Here is a 19,991-nt window from a genome sequence, read left to right as displayed (position 1 = left end):
CAGGCGGCGACCTCAAAGCGCCGCGGAAGCAACGGCGGAGCTGGTACTGGGAGCGGCCCGTAAAACTGCGACCTCACTGCGAGGCCGGAGCCGAGGCAAGAAGGCCAAGAAATAAAGGGTGGTCGGTGCGGCCTCATTCGGCCTCACGCCGGTCCCATCCAAGATCGAAGCCCACCGGCAAGATCCTCTTTGGGGAGAAATCCTGCAGGTGGGCTTAGATTCACTACTGTGCGCCATCAGGGACTCGAACCCCGAACCCGCTGGTTAAGAGCCAGCTGCTCTGCCAATTGAGCTAATGGCGCCTGCTTGTTCCGCCGCTTTGGTGTTCCCCTCGGCGACGTGGAAAACATTAACACAGGGTTGCTGAGGCCCGTTTCAGGGGGGTCCCCTAACGACGGGCCGGGACGTATTCGGCCATCCGGCCGCGAGCGTTGCGGCCGGTCAGGCAGACTATAGCCACACATTGGGGTTGGTACCACGCGAAACGGGCGGTGTGCATGAGGGTCTGGGGAGCGACGGGGCGGTCGCGGGTGGCTGTGGCGGCTTTGGTGGCCGGGTTCACACTGGCGGCGTGCAGCAGTACACCGTCGGGTGAATCGCCGTCGCAGGGTGGTGCTCCTGGGGGTTCCCAGCAGAGCGCGGCGCCCGCGCCGGAGCCGAAGCCGGCCGTGGTGACGCTGACCCCGGCGCAGGGTGCGGCGAACGTGGCGCCCGGCGAGCCGGTCACGGTGGCCGTGGCCGACGGCAAGGTGGGTGAGGTCAAGCTGACCGGTGCCGACGGCAAAGTCGTCGCGGGCAAGCCGAAGGAAGACGGTTCGGGCTGGGAGTCGGCGGAGCCGCTCGGCTACGGCAAGACCTACACCGTCACCGCGGCCGCGACCGGCACCGACGGCAAGCCGGTCACCTCGACCTCGACGTTCTCCACGGCCAAGCCCGGCCGCCAGATCGGCGTCTCGATCAACCTGGTCGAAGGCGAGACGGTCGGCGTCGGCCTGCCGTTGATCTTCACCTTCACCGGCAACGTGCCGGACAAGGCGGCGACCGAGAAGGCGCTGAAGATCGTCACCGAGCCGCAGGCCGAGGGCGCGTTCCACTGGTTCGGCGAGAAGACCGTGATGTGGCGGCCCAAGGAGTACTTCAAGCCGGGCACGAAGATCTCGGTCAACGCGGCGATCTACGGGAAGAACCTCGGCAACAACACCTTCGGCCGCGAGGACAAGCCCGCCAAGGTGGTCGTCGGGGACAAGCTGGTCGCGACCGCGGACGGCGCCACGCACCAGATGAAGGTGGTGGTGAACGACCAAGAGGTCAAGCAGATGCCGATCTCCATGGGCAAGCCGTCGAGCAGCACCCCGGCCGGGACCTACACCGTGATGAGCGAGCACAACGGGTACACGATGGACTCCAGCACGTATGGCGTCCCGACGGACAGCAAGGCCGGCTACCGGACGTTCGTGAAGTACGCGGTGCGGATGTCGAACAGCGGCATCTTCTACCACTCGGCACCGTGGTCGGTCGGTTCGCAGGGCAAGTGGAACGTGAGCCACGGCTGCATCAACCTGTCGACCGAGAACGCGAAGTGGCTGATGGACACTTCGAAGAAGGGTGACATCATCACGGTCACCAACTCGGGCCCGCAGGTGCTGGAGCCGACCGACGGCTGGTCGGTGTGGCAGATGTCGTGGGACGACTGGAAGACCGGCGGCGACCGGAACTGACCTGTTCTTCATGAGGGTCCTGTGAGGACGGTTTTCGTCCTCACAGGACCCTCATGGCGTTCCGGGCGGCAGGGGGCCGTAGAGGTGCTCCCACTGCACCTCGCCGCTGGTCTTGTAGCGGCACTTCTGCATGCCGGTGTCCCAGATCTTCTCTGGATCACGAAGACACTTCTGGTATTCGAGTTCGGCGAGGTACTTCTGAGACTGGGCCTTCGTGCAGTTCGGATAGCCGGGTTCGCAGCGCCACGGTGACTTCTTGACCGACGAAGTGGTCGGCTTGGGCGGGCTCACCGTCACGGTCACCGGCGGCGGTACCGAAGTGGACGGCATCGCGGTCACGGTCGTGACCGGGGTCGACGTGATCGCCGGTGCGGGCACTGGGTTCGGTGGAGACGTCGTGCAGGCTCCGGCCGCCACGAAGACTCCCAAGACCAGCCAACGTCTCATGGCATCCTCCGCGCGAGTTACTTCCTGAACTCGCGCGAGGGCCACGCCGCGTTACCGATATCCGGAAAAAGCGAAACCCCAGCCTGCCGGAAGAACCGGCCGAACTGGGGCTGATGGGGTGAGCGACGGGTTTCGAACCCGCGACCTCCTGGACCACAACCAGGTGCTCTACCAGCTGAGCTACGCCCACCATCGCCGGGCTCGGGAAGCTTCCCCATCACCTCGGCCGCACTATATTAGCGTGCCCGTTTCGGGGGCTCGCAACGGGTTACCGTTCGTGGCGTTCCTGCACTTCAGCGGCCGCGGCCTTGGCCTGTTCGGTGGTCGGGCCGGGCTGCGGGACGAAGGCGGCGCGGCGGTAGTAGTCGAGCTCCCAGATGGATTCCTTGATGTCGGCGAGCGCGCGGTGCGCGAGGCCCTTCTCGGGCTTGGCGTAGTAGATCCGCGGGTACCAGCGCCGTACGAGTTCCTTCACCGACGAGACGTCGACCATGCGGTAGTGCAGGTGCGCGTCGAGAAGGGGCATGTCGCGGGTGATGAAGCCGCGGTCGGTGGCGATGGAGTTGCCGGCGAGCGGGGCGACGTTGGGCTCGGGCACGTGCGCGCGGATGTACTCGAGCACGCGCTGCTCGGCCTCTTCCATGGTCACGGTGGAGCGCCGGACCTCTTCGGTGAGCCCGGAGCGGGCGTGCATTTCGCGGACGACCTCCGGCATGCCGCCGAGGGCTTCGTCGTCGGCGTGGATGACGATGTCGACGCCTTCGCCGAGGACGTTGAGCTCGGCGTCGGTCACCAGCGCGGCTATTTCGATCAACGCGTCCTTGCCGAGGTCGAGCCCCGTCATCTCGCAGTCGATCCAGACTAGGCGGTCGTTCACCCCGAAACCCTAACCCGACCCGGGGATTCGTGACGCGCGACGTGCGGGTTCGGCGCGTTGCTGGCAGCGTGTGCATCCTCAGGTGAGTCATGTCACAGACCAGGGAGCGACAGTGGTCGAACAAGGTCCAGCCCAGGAGATCGCGCAGGGGTACGTGAGCGAGGGTGCGGCGGTCGAGCTCGGCGCTGTCGTGATCGACGGCAAGGCCGACGCTGCGGCGGCGGTCCGCCTGCCGCTGGCGACGCTGAACCGGCACGGGCTGGTCGCGGGCGCGACCGGTACCGGCAAGACGAAGACCCTGCAGCTGATCGCCGAACAGCTCTCGGCCGCGGGAGTGCCCGTGGTACTGGCGGACGTGAAGGGCGACCTGTCCGGGCTCGCCGCCCAGGGCGAGAGCAACGACAAGATCGCCAAACGCGCGGAAGAACTCGGCGACTCCTGGGAGCCCGCCGCGTTCCCCGTGCAGTTCCTGTCGCTGGGCACGGGTGGCAAGGGGTCGCCGATCCGGGCGACGATCACCAGTTTCGGTCCGATCCTGTTGTCGAAGGTGCTGGGGCTCAACGAAACCCAGGAGTCGACGCTCGGCCTGATCTTCCACTGGGCCGATCAGCGCGGGCTGGCGCTGCTGGACACGAAGGACCTCCGCTCGGTCATCACGCACCTGACGAGTGACGAGGGCAAGGAGGACCTCAAGGGCATCGGCGGCGTCTCGGCCGCGACGGCCGGGGTGATCCTCCGCGCGCTGTCCAATCTGGAGGCTCAGGGCGGTGAGGACTTCTTCGGCGAGCCCGAGCTGGACGTCCACGACCTGATGCGCGAGGTCGACGGCAAGGCGATGGTGACCTTGCTGGAGCTGGACAACCTCCAGTCGAAACCCGCCCTGTTCTCGACCTTTCTCATGTGGCTCCTTGCCGAGTTGTTCGAGGAGCTGCCCGAGGAGGGCGACCTCGACAAGCCGAAGCTGGTGTTCTTCTTCGACGAGGCGCACCTGCTGTTCAACGACGCGTCGAAGGCGTTCCTGGAGCGCATCGAGCAGACCGTGAAGCTGATCCGATCGAAGGGCGTCGGCGTGTTCTTCTGCACGCAGCTGCCGACGGACATCCCGAACAACGTCCTGTCCCAGCTGGGCGCGCGGGTGCAGCACGCGTTGCGCGCGTTCACGCCCGAGGATCAGGCGGCGCTGACGAAGACGGTGAAGACGTATCCGAAGACGAAGCACTACGAGCTGGACTCGGCGCTGACGTCGCTCGGTATCGGCGAAGCGATCGTCACCGTCCTTTCCGAGCGGGGCGCGCCGACGCCGGTCGCGTGGACCCGCCTGCGTGCACCGCGTTCGAAGATGGGATCGATCGGCGCCGAAGCCATCTCCGCGGCGACGACGTCTTCGGACCTGCACGCGAAGTACTCCGAGACGATCGACCGTGAGTCGGCTTACGAGAAGCTCGCCGCGAAGGTGGCCGCGCCGCCCGCCGGCGAGGCGCCGCCGCCCGCGGCCCCCGCTCCGAAGCCGGAGAAGCAAGAGCCTGGGATGGTCGAGCAGGCGATGAAGAACCCGGCGGTGAAGTCGTTCCTCCGCTCCGCGGCGAGTGCGCTGGGACGGGAGATCACCCGCGGCCTGTTCGGGAACCGGAGGCGGTGAGGAAACCTGACGTGATCTGTCAGGTATCTCCGGCAAGCTCGGCGGTATGACCAACACCGCGACAGCGTCGTTCACCGTGGACGGCTGGGATCCGCAAGCCACCGAGAAGGCCGAAGGCACCGAGTTCTCACGGGTGCTGCTGACCAAGACGTTCACCGGTGACGTCGAGGGGAGCAGCGCCGTCGAGATGCTGACGGCGGTGAACGAGACGTCGTCAGCGTACGTCGCCTTCGAGCGGCTGGCCGTCTCTGTCGACGGGCGTAAGGGCGGCTTCGTCCTGCATCACTCGGCGGGGGAGAACGGGCATCACCTGATCGTCTTGCCGGGCTCCGGGCACGGTGAGCTGGCAGGCATCATCGGAACGGCGGAGATCGTCAAGGACGACGAGGGCAACCACACCTTCACGCTCACGTACGAACTCTGAACGCGCGTGAAGGACTCCTTCCCCCGGAGGAGTCCTTCACGCGCGCACCGGCTGGGCCGCCCCCTGACGCGGTCCAGACGGCCGGATCAGCCGACGATCTGCTCGACGATCTTCTTCGCGTCGTTGATGGGGATCGCGAACCCGATGCCGATGCTGCCGGTCGAGGCCGGGTTGTACAGCGCCGAGTTGATACCGATGACGTTCCCCTGCGAGTCCACCAGCGCCCCGCCCGAGTTGCCCTGGTTGATCGGGGCGTCGGTCTGGATCGCGGTGTAGCTCGGCCCGGCTTCGTTCGTGGCCCGGCTGTAGGGCGAGCGTCGCTGCTGGCCGCTGCTCAGCTCGTCGAGCTTGCGGTTCAGCGCGCTCACGATCCCGGTGGTCACGGTGTTCTGCAGCCCGCCGGGGGAGCCGATCGCGACGACCTGCTGGCCGACGACGAGCTTGCTCGAGTCGCCGAGCGAGGCCGGCGTCAGACCACTCGCGTCCTTCGCCTGGAGCACGGCGATGTCGGCCTTCGTGTCGGCGCCGACCACGCTGGCCTTGTACTGCTTGCCGTCCGACAACGTGACGGTCACGTCGCCCTCGGCGTCCGCGACGACGTGGGCGTTGGTGAGGATGCGCCCGTCCGCCGTCAGGATGACGCCGGAGCCGACCGCCTCACCCTGCGCGGTGGTCACGTTCACCTGGACGACACTCGGCGTCACCTTCGCGGCGACCCCGCTGACGTCACCCGAGGTGTTGTTCCCGACCAGTTGCCCGTTGGCGACCGCGGACGAACCCGTGCCCGACGCCGACGACGTGGAGCCGAGCCCTGAGATCGCCGCTCCGCCGACACCACCGACGAGCGCGGCGGCGAGCGCCGTCGCGCTGACGAGGACGGCGACCCGGCCGCCCTTCTTGCGTGGTGGCGGGGCGACGAGCGGATTCGGCGCGGCCTGCCAAGTGGTGTAACCGGGGTACTGCTGCTGATGCGGCGGCTGGTGCCCACCGGTTGAGGCGGGGCCTGGCCGACTCTCGTTCTCGGTCATGGACCAAGATTCGCGCCCGTACTTGTGAACCGCCTGTGGAATCCCCCTGTGCTTTCCTGAGAAGAATCAGCTGAGACTCCGCCCCATGCGCTCTCAGCGGGAAAGAGCACTTCGAGCGGTCAGTCGAAGAACGCCGGTACGTCCAGCGCTCCGCCCGACGCCTCGAACTCCTCGTGCACCGCGGCGCGGAGTTTCGCGTCGGCCAGGTAGTCGACGGCGGTCAGCGCCAGCCCCAGCGCGCCGTCGACGACCGCGCGATCGCCGTCCGGCGAACCGGCCGCGGCCGCGAACTCCTTGGTGTGCAAGGCGGTCGTCGGTCCGGCGATGGCGATCATCGGGTGGATCGCCGGCATCCGGTAGGAGAGGTTGCCGAGATCCGTCGAGCCGGTGAGGAATTCGGGCACGATCCCGGGCGGGAGCGGTTTGCGGCCGGTGTCGACCTGGTGCACCGACCAGCGTCCGGCGAGGGTGGTGTTGAACCGGATCGGCAGATACGCGGGCTGGGCGTCCCACAGCAGCTCGACTCCGCAGCCGGTCATTTCCGCCGCGCCGCGCGCGACCGCCGAAACCCGCTCGGCGAGGTCGCGCAGTGTGTCCGGCTGCGCGGAGCGGAGATAAAACAGCAGAGCCGCGCGTTCGGGGACGACGTTCGGCCGCGCGCCGCCGTCGGTGAAGACCCCGTGGACGCGGTCGCTGGAGGGCAGATGCTGCCGAAGCGCCGCGACTCCCTGGTACGCGGCGACGGCGGCGTCGAGCGCGTTGCGTCCCATGAACGGCTGAGCCGAGGCGTGCGCGCCGACACCGTGGAAGACCATTTCCAGCTGCCGCCTGCCGAGGAAAGGGTGCATGGCGATGTCGTGGCTGAACGGGTGCAGCATGAGCACGGCGTCGACGTCGTCGAAAACGCCCGCGCGGGCCATCGTCTCCTTGCCGCCACCGCCTTCCTCCGCCGGCGTGCCGATCAGCGACACCCGGCCGCCCAGCCGTTCGGCGACCGCCGCCGCGCCGAGGAAACCGCCCGCGCCCGCCGTGCAGATGACGTTGTGACCGCAGCCGTGGCCCAGCCCGGGAAGGGCGTCGTATTCGGAGAGCACGGCGATATGCGGCCCGCTGCCGGGAGTGGTCGCGACCAGGGCGGTGTCGAGCCCGCCCGCGCCGATCGTCACCTCGTGGCCGTGCCGCTCGAGCAGGTCGCCGAGCGCCCGGACCGAGCGGTGCTCGGCGAAACCCTCTTCGGGATGAGCGTGCAGGTCTTGGCTCAGCCCCACCAAATCCGCCTCCAGCGCGCGGATCTCGGCGCTGACGGCGTCTCGTGTGGCGGCGTCCGCGCCGTCATGGGGCGAACCGAGGGGCTCGGCCGCGGCGACGGCGTCCGCGGTCGCGTCGACCAGCGAGCGGAGGTAGCTGTCGTCGGGCGGGATCGGCGAAGCGTGCTCAGAGCGGATCATTTCCGGATGTTAACTCCTAGCTCGCCCGTGACGATCTGCGTGACACCGGAGTACCGCTCGCCGACGTGGTCGAAGCCGCGCCGGGACAGCTTCGCCCCGATCTCGCCGCGGTCGAACATCCGCTGCCCGCTCAGCCTGCCGAGGACGGTGTCCGCGAGCCGCATCGGCTGATCGCTGTGCCGGGCGCTGGTCAGCATCACCAGCGAGCCACCGGGTTTCAGCACGCGGGCGAACGAATCCAGCGCCGCGTCCGGATCGGCGAACATGTGCAGCGCGGCGAAACAGCAGACGGCGTCCACAGTGGAATCGTCTAGCGGCAGGTCGACGGCGTCGGCACGCAGATAGGTCACCGCAGGGGGATTGGCCGCGGCGAGCGCCTTCTCCAACATGGTGATCGAACCGTCGAGCCCGATGGACAACCCGTCCGGCCCGACCGCTTCACCGAAGGCACGGGTGAACCTGCCGGTGCCACAGGCGACGTCCAGCGCGACCTGTCCGGGGCGCAGGCCGAGCGCTTCGAGCGCGATCCGGACCTCGCCCGCCATGGTCGGGCCGTTCAGTCCTTTCGCGACCCTGCCCAGCGTCGGGCGCCAGTACCGCTCGTAGATCATCGGCACGGCGGAGGTGCGCATCAGCCGCTGGGCGAGTCCGGTGGGCGGCCCCGCCTGCGGGATTTCTCCCAGCAGATCAAGGAAACCCTTTCCGGTGGCGGTGGGCGCGGTGCCCGGCCGCAGCAGGCTTTCGAGACGTTCGCGATGGTCCGGCATGGCTGCTCCCTCCACGGTCCTCACCGGAGAATCTGCCATGACCGGCCCGTTCGCGACATTCCCGCCGTCGCGACCCGAAACTGTCGGTGGCCGTCTCTACCGTCGGAGGGAGTCGCCGTTCCCCAGCCGAAGGAGCCCGAAATGACCGGCTCGATCCTGCAGCACACCGCAACGACCACGCTCCGCATCCCGGTGCGCGGCCCGTTCGATCTCGACAAGTCCATTCGTTTCCTGACCGTTTTCCCGCCGGCGTGCCGCGCGGACGCGGCCACCGAACCCGGCACTCTGCGCTTCGCCTTTCCCGCCGAAGCGGGCTGGGAGCACGTCGGTGCGGCCGTCAGACAGAGATCGCCCGGTTCGATCGAGGTGGAGGTCTTCGCCGAAGAGCGGCTCGCCGTCGAAGTCGGCGCCCAGGTCCGGCGGATCCTGTCGGTGGACGTCGACGGTGTCGGATTCGCCAAGGTCGGCACGGCGGATCCCGTGGTGCGCCGCCTTCAGCAGGCGCATCCCGGTCTGAGGCCGGTGCTGTTCCATTCGCCCTACGAAGCGGCCTGCTGGGCGATCCTGAGCCATCGGTCGCGGATGTCCCAGGCGGCCACGGTGAAACGACGGCTCGCCGAGGAGTTCGGCAGGCCGGTGGACGTCGGCGGGAAGGTCCTCAGGTCGTTCCCGGCGCCGGACGTACTGGCCGGGCCGGAGGCCGGGCGCGGCCTGCCGGAGGTAAAGGCCGAGCGGTTGCGCGCGGTGGCCAACGCCGCCAAGGACGGTCTGCTCGACGCCGCGTACCTGCGCGCGATGCCGGTGCCGGACGCGTTGCTCTGGTTACAGCGGTTGCCGGGGATCGGCCCGTTCTCGGCACAGCTGATCCTGATCCGGGGCGCCGGGCATCCGGATGTCTTCCCCAGTGGCGAGCCCCGGTTGCAGGAGGCCATGCGGGCCGCGTACGACCTGCCGGAGGCGCCACCCGAGGAGCTGGAGGAGCTGTCCGCGGTGTGGCGGCCGTTCCGGAGCTGGGTGGCTTTCGCCCTGCGCAACGACGGGGAGTTTCGCACGCGCGGGATCGGGGGTTCGATGACCGCCTGACACGGGACATATCCGGCGTGTGGTGAGCTGATGAGGTGAGCTCGTCTCCCGCCGAAACGGTTTCCGACATCGCCCAGTCCACCCCGCCCGGCACGATCACCCTGGTCACCGGTGGTCTCGCGCTGCTCGTGGTGCTCTCAGGCAGGCCTTGGCGGATCGCCCGCAACCTGATCACGCTCGTCCACGAGGCGGGGCACGCGCTGGCCGCGGTGCTGGTCGGCCGTCGGCTGCAGGGCATCAAGCTGCACTCGGACACCTCCGGCGTCACGGTCTCCCGTGGCAAACCGGAGGGCCCGGGGATGGCGTTCACCGCGCTGGCCGGATACCCGGCGGCCGCCGTGCTCGGGCTGGTGTTCGCGGGGCTGCTCTCGTCGGACCTGATCACCGTCGTGCTGATCATGATGGCGTTGATGCTGCTGGGTGTGCTGGTGATGGTGCGCAACACCTACGGCGTGTTCACCGTGGTCGCCAGCTCGGTGGTGCTCGGGCTGGTCGCGCTGGTGGCGCCCTCGTGGTTCCAGGCGATCTTCGTCTACCTGCTGACCTGGTTCCTGCTGTTCGGTGGTGTCCGGCCGGTGGTCGAGCTGCAGATCAAGCGGCGCCGGGGAGCGGCCCGGGATTCCGACGCCGATCAGCTCGGCAGGCTCACCGGGATGCCCGCGGTGCTGTGGGTGCTGGTGATGGCCGTGCTGACGGTGAGCTGTCTCTTCGCGGGCGGGTTGTGGCTGCTGGAGCCGACCGTCGCCTGACCGGGGCAGTACGGCAGACTGATGGCTCGTTCCGCGCGGAAGGAGTCAGCAGATGGATGAGGTCGCCAAGGCCGTCGAGGAATGCGCTCGATCGGCGAAACGGGCCGCGCCGTCACTGGCCGCCGCGACCGCGGAGGCGATCGACGCCGCGCTGAACGCCATGGCGGACAAGCTGGTCGAGCACGCCGACGTCGTGCTCGAAGCGAACCAGGCCGACATCGCCAAGGCACGCGAGGACGGCATGAGCGCGGGCCTGCTCGACCGGCTCACCATCACGCCCGAGCGGCTGACCGGAATGGCCGAGCAGCTCCGTCTCCTGGCGGGCGCGCCGCATCAGGAGCGCTCCGTCGATGTGTCCACTTTGGACGGAGGGCTGCGGCTGGTGGAACGCCGCCGCCCGGTCGGCGTGATCGGCGCGAACTACGAGGCGCGCCCGAACGTCACGGTGGACGTCGCCTCGCAGCTGGTGAAGTCGCGCAACGGTGGCGTGCTCCGCACGGGATCCGCCGCGCTCGGCTCGGCCCAGCGCCTGCGCGAGACCGTGATCGCGCCCGCGCTCTCCGAGGCGGGTATCGACCCGGACGTCATCCAGCTGGTGCCGCGCGCCGAGCGTGAAGCGGCGTCCGCGCTGGTCCGTTTCCCCACGCTCGTGCCGCTGGTCATCCTGCGCGGCAGCGGCGACAGCACCCGGGCGCTGGCCACCGAAGCGGCCGTCCACGGCGTCCGCACGCTGGCGCACGCCGACGGCGGCGGCGTGCTGTACGTCGACGAAGCCGCCGACACCGACAAGGTGCGAGACCTGGTCTTCAACAGCCTCGACCGGCTCGGCGTCTGCAACCGGCTGAACCTGCTGCTGATCCACGAGGACGCCCACGACCGCGTCTGGCCCGGCATCTCCGGCGCGCTGGCCGAACGCGGCGTCACGCCCTCGCTCGCCCCGCACGAGCACGCCATCGGCTACGAATGGGCGCTCGACTCCGACCGCGAAGCGACCGTCACCGTCGCGAAGGTCTCCGGCCTGCCCGAAGCGGCGGAGATCGCCAACGAACGGACCTCGGGCCTAGCCGCCGGCATCGCCACCGAAAGCAGCGAAGCCGCCGACGCGTTCTTCGACGCGTACACCGGCACCGGCGTCTTCTGGAACGCCCCGACCCGGCTGCTCGACGGCTTCAAGCTCCTCGCCGTCCCCGAGACCGGCATCAACCTGGACAAGGTCCCCGGCCCGCGCGGTCCGGTCACCTACACCGATCTCTACGTGCGGCAGTACGCCGTGCTGCCCGCCTGACGCGCCTCGCTCCGCGGTTTTGAGTGGCGATTCGGGTTAGCGGGTCAGGGCGAAGTCGATGTGTTGCGAAAGCCACTTTCGCAACCTACAACGTTGTGAAAGTGGCTTTCGCAACGTCGTTGTCGGCGGCGGGGAAGGCGTTTGGGACCTCGCGGGCGGCAAAGGCCGAAGGGGACTTTCGCCGCATCAGACGCAGCGAAGGGCGCCTTCAGCCCAGCCCACCTTGACACTCGGCTCAAGAACCCCGATTCGCCACTCGCGACCACCTTCGGCAGAAGCGGTAGCAAAGGTCCCTTGCTCTCCCGGCAGGGGATCAGCGCCGCCGGCGCCTCGGTCGAGGCCGAGGCGGCAACGAGTCCGCGGTGGCGTCCTCGACTTCCTCCGGAGCGGGCGCGGGGGGAGGAGTGGCGTCGGCCAGCCCCAGCATCTCCGCGGCGAGCTGCTGCGAAGACGCGAACATGCCCGAAGGCCGGTCCCGTGCCCGGCGGAGGGACGAAGGCCGCAGCCGGTTGTATCCCCGCACGGAAACGGGCCGCCGCGACCGGACCTCGTACTGCGGGAAGCCCGAAAGCTCGGCGGCGAGTTCCTTGTCGACCAGGATGGTGCCCGGCCGCGCGGTCGAGGTGAGGCGGGCGGCGAGGTTCACGACCGAGCCGTAGACATCGCCGAACCGGCTGAGGATCCGGCCGGAAGCCAGCCCGGCGCGCACGGAGGGCAGGGTCTCGTCGGCGTCGGCGCGTTCGGACAGGGCGAGGGCGATCTCGGCCCCGTCGACGGCGGAATCGGCGACGAACAGGACCTCGTCGCCGATCATCTTCACGATCCGCCCGTGGTGATCGGCGACGACCTCGGTGGCGACGGATTCGAACCGGTCGAGGATGTCGGTCAGCTCTTCTTCGTCGACCTGCCTGGTCAGCCGGGTGTAGCCGACCATGTCGACGAAGCCGACCACCTCGGTCCTCGCTTCGAGGTCTTCCTCCGGCATGGCCAGCGCCCGGCCGGCGTAGGCGGCCAGGTGGCGGCGCCAGACGAATTCCTGCACCTTCTCCAGCTCGGGCAGCAGCCGCTCGACGAGGCGCCCGATCTGGCGTTCGCTGCTGCCGATCTCCTTGTTCTCGGTGATCATCGTCCACAGCATGTGGACCTGCCATTCCGCGAGCCGCGAAAGGTGCTGGCCCAGCGCGCGCGTCACGGCCAGTTCGATGCTCGGGTCGATCAGCCCCGAGTTCATCAGTTGATCGGCCGTGCGGATCGCTTCGATGTCGGCGTCGGTGAAGACGACCTCGTCGTCGTCGACCGTCGCGAAGCCCAGCGCACGCCAAAGTCGCCGAGAGCGTTCCTCGGGAACGCCTGCCTTCTCGGCGACTTCGAGCCGGGTGTACTTGCGCCTTCCACCGAGCAGGATCCGTTCGAGGCGCTGTTGCAGCGCGTCGGGCGAGATCTCGCCGGGTTCGGGCATCAGGTGGTGTGGACGATGAGCACGTCCACCCCGGACTTCCGCGCGACCTCGGACGGCACGGAGCCCAGGATGCGGCCGGCGAGCGTGTTCAGCCCCCGGTTGCCGACCACCAGCAGGTCCGCGGAGCGCTCCGCGACGACCTTGCGGAGCGAGTCGACCGGATCGCCCACGACCGCGGCGGTCTCGATGGTCTTCGCGCCGGCCTTCGCCGCCCGGTCGCGGGCGGACAGGAGGGTGTCCTCGGCCGGCGCCGAGCCGACGACCTGGTACGCCTCGTCACCGAGGACGTCCTGCGCCTTCTCCACGTCGCCCTTGTTGGCGGGGTAGTAGGCGCACACGATGACCAGGGTCGCTCCGGAGTCCCCGGCGACACCCGCCGCCCGGTCGACCGCGGCGAACGAGGAATCCGATCCGTCCGTGCCCACGACAACGGTCCGATATGCAGCCATCCGCAACCTCCACCGATCTGACAGCCCGCACCTGCGCGCGAGCAGCGACGATAACCGCTCGTCGGCGGCCTCGCAGGCCGCCGCGAGCACGGTCGGGTGAAAAGGTTACTCGCCAGTCGGTTTCTGCGCTGCCGCAGGTCGCGGTGAAGGCTTCGCGCCGGATGTGGCCTTCGGCACATCGGCCGTCCGGAGCTGCACGGTGGCTTCCGAGTCGGGCGACGGCTTCGGCTTCAGGTCCGCCGGGACATGCGGCTCGTCGCCCAGCACGTGCGTCGCCTCGGCGAGCGCGGTCCGCGCGGAGCGGACCTGCTCGGCCAGGCTGGAGCGCACCTTGCGGAGCGCTTCGACCCGTTCGGTGGCCTGCGTGATCCGCCGGTTGGACTCTTCGGTGGCCTGCCGGACGCGGCGGCGTGCCTCGTCGGCCGCCTCGGCGAGCCGGGCGTTGGCCTCGGTGATCGAGTCCTGCTTGCGCTTGTTGGCGTCGGCGACGGACTCGCGCTGACGGCGTTCGATGTCGGCCTTGGCCGCCGTCTCCTCTTCGAGCACCTTCGCGCGGATGGCGGCGGCGTCCTCGGTGGCCTCGCGGACACGACGGGCGGCCTCGGCCTTGCTCGCGGCCTCCTGCTCGGCCAGCGCGTGCATGGCCTCGGTGCGCCGCGACGCCATCGCGATCTCGAAGTCCTCTTCGACCTGCGTGCGGCGCTGCTGCGACTCGGCGTCGAGCTTGTCGCGCTCGGCCTTCGCCTTGTCGATGATCTCCTTCGCCTCGGCGCGCGCCTTCTCGAGCACGCCGCGGTGCTCGGCCTCCATCTCCTTGCGACGGAGGTCGAGCTCGTTGAGCAGCTGCTCGTAGCGGGCGCGCATGGCGCTCGCGTCGGTCTCCGCCTTCGCGCGGATGTGCCCGGCTTCGGCTTCCGCGCGCGCCTTGGTGTCGGCGGCCTCGTCCTGCGCGAGCCGCAACATCCGCTGCAGGCGCTCGGAAAGGCCTTCGACGCTCGTCGGCGGCTGGGCGAGCCGGTCGACCTGCCCGCGCAGGTCCGCGATCTCGCCGCGCGCGATCTCCAGCTGCCGTGCCAGGTCGCCGGCCTGTCCGATGGCGGCATCGCGATCGGCGGTGAGCATCTTCAGATCGGCGTCCAGCCGTTCGAGATGTTCGTCGACCTGCGCACGGCTGTAACCGCGCTTCGCCACGTCGAAGCCGGCTCCCAGCGGCACTAGCTCCCGTTCCTCGCCAAGGCTCATTCTTCTACCGTAGTCGAGCTGGAGTCACGGAAGGGTGAGCACCCACGCAACGCGCGGCGAAAGCACGTTCCGGCGCGCTAAACGTTCCGGAAGGCGTTGATCCCGTCGATGTGCTTTTCGCGCAGCTCGTGGTTCCGGACACCCAGACCTTCTTCCGGCGCAAGGGCGAGCACGCCGACCTTGCCCTGATGCGCGTTGCGGTGGACGTCCAGCGCGGCCTGCCCGGTCTCTTCGAGCGAGTAGGTCTTCGACAGCGTCGGGTGGATCAGACCTTTCGCGATCAGCCGGTTCGCTTCCCACGATTCGCGGTAGTTCGCGAAGTGGCTGCCGATGATCCGCTTGAGGTTCATCCACAGGTAGCGGTTGTCGAACTGGTGCATGTAGCCGGAAGTCGACGCGCACGTGACGATCGTGCCGCCCTTGCGCGCGGCATAGACGGACGCGCCGAAGGTTTCGCGGCCCGGGTGCTCGAAGACGATGTCCGGGTCCTCGCCGCCGGTCAGCTCGCGGATCTTCTTGCCGAACCGCTGCCACTCCTTCGGGTCCTGGTTGTTGTCGTCCTTCCAGAACTTGTAGCCCTCGGCGTTGCGGTCGATGATCAGCTCCGCGCCCAGCTTCCGGCAGATCTCCGCCTTTTCGGGGCTGGAGACCACGCACACCGGGATCGCGCCGCCGTTGAGCGCGTACTGCGTCGCGTAGGAGCCGAGGCCGCCCGAAGCGCCCCAGATCAGCACGACGTCGCCCTGCTTCATGTCGGCGCCGTTACGCGACACGAGCTGGCGGTAGGCCGTGGAATTCACCAGGCCGGGGGAGGCGGCTTCCTCCCAGGTGAGGTGTCCCGGCTTCGGCATCAACTGGTTCGCCTTCACGAGGGCGATCTCGGCGAGCCCGCCGAAGTTCGTCTCGAAACCCCAGATCCGCTGCTCGGTGTCGAGCATCGTGTCGTTGTGCCCGTCCGGGCCCTCGAGTTCGACGTTGAGGCAGTGCGCGACGACCTCGTCGCCCGGCTTCCAGTTGTGCACGCCGGGCCCGGTGCGCAGCACGACGCCGGACAGGTCCGAGCCGACCACGTGATAGGGCAGGTCGTGGCGCTTCGACAGTGGCGAAAGCCGCCCGTAGCGCTCCAGGAACTTGAACGTGGAGACCGGTTCGAAGATCGAGGTCCAGACGGTGTTGTAGTTGATCGCGCTCGCCATGACCGCGACCAGCGCCTCGCCGGGGCCGAGTTCCGGCGTCGGGACCTCGTCGACGTGCAGCGACTTGCGCGGGTCCTTGTCCCGGCTTTCGAGGCCTTCGAACATGCCGGCCTCGTCCTTGTGCACGGTCACCCCGCGATAGGACTCCGGCACGTCGAGCGACGCCACGGCGCCGAGGTCATCGTTCAGAATGGCCTGCTGGATCTCGCCGAGCTGCGACATCGGAACCTCCGCGAATGGGGGGACGGCGTTTGGCGCCCTAAATTACTCATGGGTAACCAGGTTCACAACTGTACGAGACGTGGAGCACGTACACATCCCGAAGCGTTATCGACCGGTCTTGACCGGCCGGCCAACCAAGCGGACCATGGGCGGTGGAGATCTCTCCGACCTGCAGGTTCAGCCGATTTTCGGAGGTGAGCACGCATGAACGAACCCACGACGCGCCCTTGGACCCGTCCCCATGACTGGGCGGAGGTGGTCATCGGTGTCGTGGTCGCGCTTTCACCCCTCTGGATGACTACGGACAACACCGCCATGTGGACGCTCGTCATTCTCGGCGCGCTGGTCGCCCTCGACGGTCTCGCGTCGCTTGCGATGCCTGGCATGGTCTACGGCGAAGGCATTCAGATCGTCCTGGGCGCGCTGTTGTTCATTTCGCCATGGGTGATGGGATACGCCGACTTCATGGGCGCGTCCTGGACCGCTTGGATCGGTGGCGTCCTGACCGTGGTGGCCGGGGCGGCGGCGATGCCGATCGCCCAGGCGACGCACCGGACGGCGGGGCAGCACTGACCCAGGAGGAAACGGCGTGAAAGAGGATTCGGCGAAACAGCGCATCCTGCGGGCCGCGGAGGCGCTCTTCGCCGAATCCGGTTTCGACGCCACCCCCACTTCGCGGATCGCGGAGCGGGCGGGCGTGCCGAAAGGCCTGGTGCACTACTACTTCCGGCGTAAGTCGGATCTGCTGGCCGCGCTGGTCGCCGAACTGCCCGACGCCCGGATCGAGCCGGCCGTCGTGGTCGTCCCAGGCGACCTGGCGGGCAGTCTTCGCGGCCTCGTCGTCGAGCTCGACAGGCGGTTCAACCGGTCCTTGGCGCTGTCACACCTGTTGTGGCGCGAGGCCGACACGCACCGCGCTGTCCGCGACGCGCTGGCCGAACGCTTCCAGCAGCTCGTCCGGCAGGTGAAGGCGGTGATCGTCGCCGCGACGGGCGGCAAGGTCGCGATCGCCGACGTCGATTCGGCGTCGGGACTGCTCGCGCGGGCGGTCAGCCACCGCCACGCGACAGCACGGCACACCGAGGACGGGGACCCCGCCGAGATCGACCGCGAGGTCCTCTTCATCGCCTCGGCGTTGACGCGGGATCAGTGACCGTCTTTGGCGGGCTCGACCAACTCGACGAGCACACCGCCGGCGTCCTTGGGGTGCACGAAGTTCACCCGGCTGTTGGACGTTCCCCGCTTCGCCTCTTCGTACAGCAGCCGCAGCCCCTGCGCGCGCAGTGCCGCGGCGGCCGCGTCCACATCGGACACTCGATACGCCAGCTGCTGCAGCCCGGGGCCGCTCTTCGCGAGGAACTTGCCGATCGCGGAATCGTCGCGCAGCGGCGCGAGGAGCTGGATCGCGGTCTCGGTCCCCGAGGTGCCCGGCGCGCGCAGCATCGCCTCGCGGACACCCTGCTCCTCGTTGACCTCCTCGTGCGCGACCTCCAGGCCGAAATGCTCGGTGTGGAAGGCGATCGCGGCGTCGAGGTCGGGTACCGCGATGCCGACGTGGTCGATGGCGGTCACGAACGGTTTCAGCGCCTGGTTCATGCAGAGCAGGATAGGTGCGCGGGCGGGTGGACCGGCGTGCGCCGCCTCACACTGGCTCCATCAAGAGACCCGCGACCCGGGTATGGTCGCGAAGACCCCCTTTGCCCTTGCGCCGATGCTTGGAGGACGCCGTGTCCGGTTCCGTGATCCTGGGTGCCGCCCGTACACCGATCGGGCGATTGCTCGGTTCCCTGAAGGATTTCTCGGGCGCGCAACTCGGCGGATTCGCCATCAAGGCGGCGCTGGAGCAGGCCGGTGTCTCGCCGGACGCGGTCCAGTACACGATCATGGGTCAGGTGCTCACCGCGGGCGCGGGCCAGATCCCTGCCCGGCAGGCCGCGGTCGCCGCCGGTATCCCGATGAGCGTTCCGGCGCTGACCATCAACAAGGTCTGCCTCTCTGGCCTCGACGCCATCGCGCTGGCCGACCAGCTCATCCGCGCGGGTGAGTTCGACCTGATCGTGGCCGGCGGCCAGGAGTCGATGACCCAGTCGCCGCATCTGCTGCCGAAGTCCCGCGCGGGCTTCAAGTACGGCGACACCACGCTCGTCGACCACATGGCCTACGACGGTCTCTTCTGCGCCTTCGACCAGGTCGCCATGGGCTCCTCGACGGAGAAGTACAACAGCCGCTACGGCCTCACGCGTGAGCAGCAGGACGAGTTCTCCGCGCGGTCGCACCAGCGTGCCGCCGCGGCCATCGCCGAGGGCCGGTTCGACGCCGAGATCGCGCCGGTGTCGATCCCGCAGCGCAAGGGCGACCCGGTCGTCTTCTCGCAGGACGAGGGCGTTCGCGCCGACACCACCGCCGAAGGCCTCGCGAAGCTGCGTCCCGCCTTCGCCTCCGACGGCACCATCACCGCCGGCTCGGCGTCGCAGATCTCCGACGGCGCGGCCGCGGTCATCGTCGCGAGCAAGGCCAAGGCCGAGGAACTGGGCCTGACCCCGCTCGCCGAGATCGGCGCGCACGGCGTGGTCGCCGGTCCGGACGCCAGCCTGCACGAGCAGCCGTCGAACGCGATCCTGGCCGCGCTGGCCAAGGAGAAGCTGACCGCGGACGCGCTCGACCTCGTCGAGATCAACGAGGCGTTCGCCGCCGTCGGGCTGGTCTCGGCCGACAAGCTCGGCCTCGACCCGGAGAAGGTCAACGTCGACGGCGGCGCCATCGCGCTCGGTCACCCGATCGGCGCGTCCGGCGCCCGGCTCGCCGTGCACCTGGTCCACGAACTCCGCCGTCGCGGCGGCGGGCTCGGCGCGGCCGCCCTCTGCGGCGGTGGCGGCCAGGGCGACGCGCTGCTGATCCGCGTTCCGTAAACCCTTGCCGGTACAGCTGGACATCGACGAACTGGTCGGTCGCGCGCGGGACGGTGTCCCCCGCGCGATCGCCCGGTTGCTGTCGCTGGTCGAGGACGCTCATCCACGGTTGCCCGAGGTCGCGGCGAAGCTGACGCCGCATACCGGCAACGCGCGGGTCGTCGGCCTGACCGGTCCGCCGGGTGTCGGCAAGTCGACATCGACGTCCGCGCTGCTCACGGCCCTGCGGGCGCGGGGCCTGCGGGTCGGGGTGCTGGCGATCGACCCGTCGTCGCCGTTCTCCGGCGGCGCGCTGCTCGGCGACCGGATCCGGATGACCGAACACGCCACCGATCCGGGCGTCTTCATCCGGTCGATGGCCACGCGCGGTCATCTCGGCGGGCTGTCGTGGGCGACGCCGCAGGCGGTCCGGGTCCTCGACGCGGCCGGGTTCGACGTCGTGCTGATCGAGACCGTCGGCGTCGGACAGTCCGAAGTGGACGTCGTGAAACTGGCCGACACCACGGTGGTCCTGCTCGCGCCGGGGATGGGCGACGGGATCCAGGCGGCCAAGGCGGGCGTGCTGGAGATCGCGGACGTGTTCGTGGTCAACAAGGCCGACCGCGAGGGCGCGGACGCGACCGTGCACGACCTCAAGCAGATGATCTCCTTGGTGCGCCGGGAAATCCGCGGTCCGAGCTGGCGTCAGCCGATCGTGCGGACGGTGGCCTCACGCGGCGAGGGCGTCGAGGACGTCGTCCGCGCGCTCGACGAGCACCACGACTGGCTGGTCCGGCGCGACGAACTGCCCCGCCGTCGTGCGGCGCGGGCGCGGGACGAGGTCGAGGCGATCGCCGTGCAGCGGTTGCGCGCGGAAATCGTCGACCTGCGCTCCGGAGACCGGCTCACCGAATTGGCCGAACGCGTGGTCGCGCGGAAACTCGACCCGTTCGCGGCGGCCGAAGAACTCATCGCGGACCTTCGCGACTCGTGAGCTTGCCCGCTTGAGGTACATGAAGGACCCCTTCCTTGCGCCTGGCGCAAGGAAGGGGTCCTTCATGTACTGGGGC

The 19,991-nt window shown here is 69.0% G+C and carries 20 protein-coding genes and 2 tRNA genes; 10 read left to right on the top strand and 12 right to left on the bottom strand.

From position 1 onward, the window contains the following. Positions 1–229: 229 nt before the first annotated feature. Positions 230–302, bottom strand: a tRNA-Lys gene (locus ACFVM3_RS26580). Between the two features lie 195 nt (positions 303–497). Here ACFVM3_RS26580 and ACFVM3_RS26575 point away from each other — a divergent pair. Further along, positions 498–1,718, top strand: coding sequence for an Ig-like domain-containing protein (locus ACFVM3_RS26575; RefSeq protein WP_378442704.1), 1,221 nt, complete (start codon positions 498–500; stop codon positions 1,716–1,718). Positions 1,719–1,769: 51 nt separating this feature from the next. Here the strand turns inward: ACFVM3_RS26575 and ACFVM3_RS26570 are convergent, their stop codons facing one another. The 3 genes from ACFVM3_RS26570 to orn all read right to left on the bottom strand — a co-directional run bounded on the left by ACFVM3_RS26570 (position 1,770) and on the right by orn (position 3,042). Continuing rightward, on the bottom strand, positions 1,770–2,165 hold the full coding sequence (locus ACFVM3_RS26570; RefSeq protein WP_378442703.1) for a hypothetical protein: 396 nt from the start codon (positions 2,163–2,165) through the stop codon (positions 1,770–1,772). Positions 2,166–2,279: 114 nt separating this feature from the next. After that, positions 2,280–2,355 (bottom strand) — tRNA-His (locus tag ACFVM3_RS26565). Positions 2,356–2,433: 78 nt separating this feature from the next. Continuing rightward, positions 2,434–3,042 carry an oligoribonuclease gene (orn, locus tag ACFVM3_RS26560; RefSeq protein ID WP_378442702.1) on the bottom strand — a complete coding sequence of 203 codons (609 nt, stop codon included), beginning with the start codon at positions 3,040–3,042 and terminating at the stop codon, positions 2,434–2,436. Between the two features lie 112 nt (positions 3,043–3,154). Between orn and ACFVM3_RS26555 the strand changes: the two genes are divergently transcribed. Together ACFVM3_RS26555 and ACFVM3_RS26550 are read left to right on the top strand one after the other, a co-directional pair. Continuing rightward, entirely contained in the window at positions 3,155–4,681 is a 1,527-nt protein-coding gene (locus ACFVM3_RS26555; RefSeq protein WP_378442701.1) for a helicase HerA-like domain-containing protein, read from the top strand. A gap of 46 nt (positions 4,682–4,727) precedes the next feature. After that, on the top strand, positions 4,728–5,105 hold the full coding sequence (locus ACFVM3_RS26550) for a DUF3224 domain-containing protein (protein ID WP_378442700.1): 378 nt from the start codon (positions 4,728–4,730) through the stop codon (positions 5,103–5,105). Between the two features lie 86 nt (positions 5,106–5,191). Here ACFVM3_RS26550 and ACFVM3_RS26545 read toward each other — a convergent pair whose 3' ends face one another. The 3 genes from ACFVM3_RS26545 to ACFVM3_RS26535 all read right to left on the bottom strand — a co-directional run bounded on the left by ACFVM3_RS26545 (position 5,192) and on the right by ACFVM3_RS26535 (position 8,348). Beyond that, positions 5,192–6,133: a S1C family serine protease gene (locus ACFVM3_RS26545; RefSeq protein WP_378442699.1), complete on the bottom strand. Its 942-nt coding sequence runs from the start codon at positions 6,131–6,133 to the stop codon at positions 5,192–5,194. A gap of 119 nt (positions 6,134–6,252) precedes the next feature. Next, the gene (locus ACFVM3_RS26540; RefSeq protein ID WP_378442698.1) at positions 6,253–7,581 is read right to left on the bottom strand and encodes a M20 family metallopeptidase; all 1,329 of its coding nucleotides are present in this window, start codon (positions 7,579–7,581) and stop codon (positions 6,253–6,255) included. Next, on the bottom strand, positions 7,578–8,348 hold the full coding sequence (locus ACFVM3_RS26535) for a class I SAM-dependent methyltransferase (protein WP_378442697.1): 771 nt from the start codon (positions 8,346–8,348) through the stop codon (positions 7,578–7,580). The genes ACFVM3_RS26540 and ACFVM3_RS26535 overlap by 4 nt, the downstream gene beginning before the upstream one ends. Positions 8,349–8,489: 141 nt before the next feature. On the opposite strand from ACFVM3_RS26535, the gene ACFVM3_RS26530 reads away from it, so the two are divergent. From ACFVM3_RS26530 to ACFVM3_RS26520, 3 genes are read left to right on the top strand one after another with little or no spacing between them, the layout of a single operon-like run. Then, a complete protein-coding gene (locus ACFVM3_RS26530) occupies positions 8,490–9,431 on the top strand; it encodes a DNA-3-methyladenine glycosylase 2 (RefSeq protein ID WP_378442696.1) in 942 nt (313 codons plus the stop codon). Positions 9,432–9,466: 35 nt separating this feature from the next. Beyond that, positions 9,467–10,180: a M50 family metallopeptidase gene (locus ACFVM3_RS26525; protein WP_007031724.1), complete on the top strand. Its 714-nt coding sequence runs from the start codon at positions 9,467–9,469 to the stop codon at positions 10,178–10,180. 52 nt (positions 10,181–10,232) lie between these two features. After that, positions 10,233–11,465 carry an aldehyde dehydrogenase family protein gene (locus ACFVM3_RS26520; RefSeq protein ID WP_378442695.1) on the top strand — a complete coding sequence of 411 codons (1,233 nt, stop codon included), beginning with the start codon at positions 10,233–10,235 and terminating at the stop codon, positions 11,463–11,465. 313 nt (positions 11,466–11,778) lie between these two features. Here ACFVM3_RS26520 and ACFVM3_RS26515 read toward each other — a convergent pair whose 3' ends face one another. From ACFVM3_RS26515 to ccrA, 4 genes are all read right to left on the bottom strand, one after another. Beyond that, complete coding sequence (locus tag ACFVM3_RS26515; RefSeq protein WP_378442694.1) at positions 11,779–12,924, bottom strand: adenylate/guanylate cyclase domain-containing protein; 1,146 nt, start codon at positions 12,922–12,924, stop codon at positions 11,779–11,781. After that, complete coding sequence (locus ACFVM3_RS26510) at positions 12,924–13,373, bottom strand: universal stress protein (protein WP_007031721.1); 450 nt, start codon at positions 13,371–13,373, stop codon at positions 12,924–12,926. The genes ACFVM3_RS26515 and ACFVM3_RS26510 overlap by 1 nt, the downstream gene beginning before the upstream one ends. 105 nt (positions 13,374–13,478) lie before the next feature. After that, positions 13,479–14,588 carry a chromosome segregation protein gene (locus ACFVM3_RS26505; RefSeq protein ID WP_378442729.1) on the bottom strand — a complete coding sequence of 370 codons (1,110 nt, stop codon included), beginning with the start codon at positions 14,586–14,588 and terminating at the stop codon, positions 13,479–13,481. Between the two features lie 104 nt (positions 14,589–14,692). Beyond that, the gene (ccrA, locus tag ACFVM3_RS26500) at positions 14,693–16,033 is read right to left on the bottom strand and encodes a crotonyl-CoA carboxylase/reductase (protein WP_378442693.1); all 1,341 of its coding nucleotides are present in this window, start codon (positions 16,031–16,033) and stop codon (positions 14,693–14,695) included. Positions 16,034–16,237: 204 nt separating this feature from the next. Between ccrA and ACFVM3_RS26495 the strand changes: the two genes are divergently transcribed. Together ACFVM3_RS26495 and ACFVM3_RS26490 are read left to right on the top strand one after the other, a co-directional pair. Further along, the gene (locus ACFVM3_RS26495; RefSeq protein WP_125673593.1) at positions 16,238–16,606 is read left to right on the top strand and encodes an SPW repeat protein; all 369 of its coding nucleotides are present in this window, start codon (positions 16,238–16,240) and stop codon (positions 16,604–16,606) included. 16 nt (positions 16,607–16,622) lie between these two features. After that, positions 16,623–17,186, top strand: coding sequence for a TetR/AcrR family transcriptional regulator (locus ACFVM3_RS26490; protein WP_378442692.1), 564 nt, complete (start codon positions 16,623–16,625; stop codon positions 17,184–17,186). Here ACFVM3_RS26490 and mce read toward each other — a convergent pair. Then, positions 17,180–17,629: a methylmalonyl-CoA epimerase gene (gene mce / locus ACFVM3_RS26485; RefSeq protein ID WP_378442691.1), complete on the bottom strand. Its 450-nt coding sequence runs from the start codon at positions 17,627–17,629 to the stop codon at positions 17,180–17,182. The genes ACFVM3_RS26490 and mce overlap by 7 nt on opposite strands. A gap of 131 nt (positions 17,630–17,760) precedes the next feature. On the opposite strand from mce, the gene ACFVM3_RS26480 reads away from it, so the two are divergent. Together ACFVM3_RS26480 and meaB are read left to right on the top strand one after the other, a co-directional pair. Further along, positions 17,761–18,942: an acetyl-CoA C-acetyltransferase gene (locus tag ACFVM3_RS26480; RefSeq protein ID WP_378442690.1), complete on the top strand. Its 1,182-nt coding sequence runs from the start codon at positions 17,761–17,763 to the stop codon at positions 18,940–18,942. Positions 18,943–18,946: 4 nt separating this feature from the next. After that, positions 18,947–19,915 (top strand): methylmalonyl Co-A mutase-associated GTPase MeaB, encoded by a 969-nt coding sequence (gene meaB / locus ACFVM3_RS26475; RefSeq protein ID WP_378442689.1) that lies wholly within the window; start codon positions 18,947–18,949, stop codon positions 19,913–19,915. Positions 19,916–19,991 lie beyond the last annotated feature (76 nt).

This window comes from Amycolatopsis sp. NPDC057786, assembly GCF_042797905.1.
In the GTDB taxonomy this organism is placed as follows: domain Bacteria; phylum Actinomycetota; class Actinomycetes; order Mycobacteriales; family Pseudonocardiaceae; genus Amycolatopsis.
This window is presented reverse-complemented; position numbering and strand designations above follow the sequence as displayed.

What these genes read in the sequence shown, in the direction of transcription:
- ACFVM3_RS26575 (WP_378442704.1), top strand. Translation starts at nt 498, where the DNA reads ATGAGGGTCTGGGGAGCGACGGGGCGGTCGCGGGTGGCTGTGGCGGCT.
- ACFVM3_RS26570 (WP_378442703.1), bottom strand. Translation starts at nt 2,165, where the DNA reads ATGAGACGTTGGCTGGTCTTGGGAGTCTTCGTGGCGGCCGGAGCCTGC.
- ACFVM3_RS26550 (WP_378442700.1), top strand. Translation starts at nt 4,728, where the DNA reads ATGACCAACACCGCGACAGCGTCGTTCACCGTGGACGGCTGGGATCCG.
- ACFVM3_RS26545 (WP_378442699.1), bottom strand. Translation starts at nt 6,133, where the DNA reads ATGACCGAGAACGAGAGTCGGCCAGGCCCCGCCTCAACCGGTGGGCAC.
- ACFVM3_RS26540 (WP_378442698.1), bottom strand. Translation starts at nt 7,581, where the DNA reads ATGATCCGCTCTGAGCACGCTTCGCCGATCCCGCCCGACGACAGCTAC.
- ACFVM3_RS26535 (WP_378442697.1), bottom strand. Translation starts at nt 8,348, where the DNA reads ATGCCGGACCATCGCGAACGTCTCGAAAGCCTGCTGCGGCCGGGCACC.
- ACFVM3_RS26530 (WP_378442696.1), top strand. Translation starts at nt 8,490, where the DNA reads ATGACCGGCTCGATCCTGCAGCACACCGCAACGACCACGCTCCGCATC.
- ACFVM3_RS26520 (WP_378442695.1), top strand. Translation starts at nt 10,233, where the DNA reads ATGGATGAGGTCGCCAAGGCCGTCGAGGAATGCGCTCGATCGGCGAAA.
- ACFVM3_RS26515 (WP_378442694.1), bottom strand. Translation starts at nt 12,924, where the DNA reads ATGCCCGAACCCGGCGAGATCTCGCCCGACGCGCTGCAACAGCGCCTC.
- ACFVM3_RS26510 (WP_007031721.1), bottom strand. Translation starts at nt 13,373, where the DNA reads ATGGCTGCATATCGGACCGTTGTCGTGGGCACGGACGGATCGGATTCC.
- ccrA (WP_378442693.1), bottom strand. Translation starts at nt 16,033, where the DNA reads ATGTCGCAGCTCGGCGAGATCCAGCAGGCCATTCTGAACGATGACCTC.
- ACFVM3_RS26495 (WP_125673593.1), top strand. Translation starts at nt 16,238, where the DNA reads ATGAACGAACCCACGACGCGCCCTTGGACCCGTCCCCATGACTGGGCG.
- mce (WP_378442691.1), bottom strand. Translation starts at nt 17,629, where the DNA reads ATGAACCAGGCGCTGAAACCGTTCGTGACCGCCATCGACCACGTCGGC.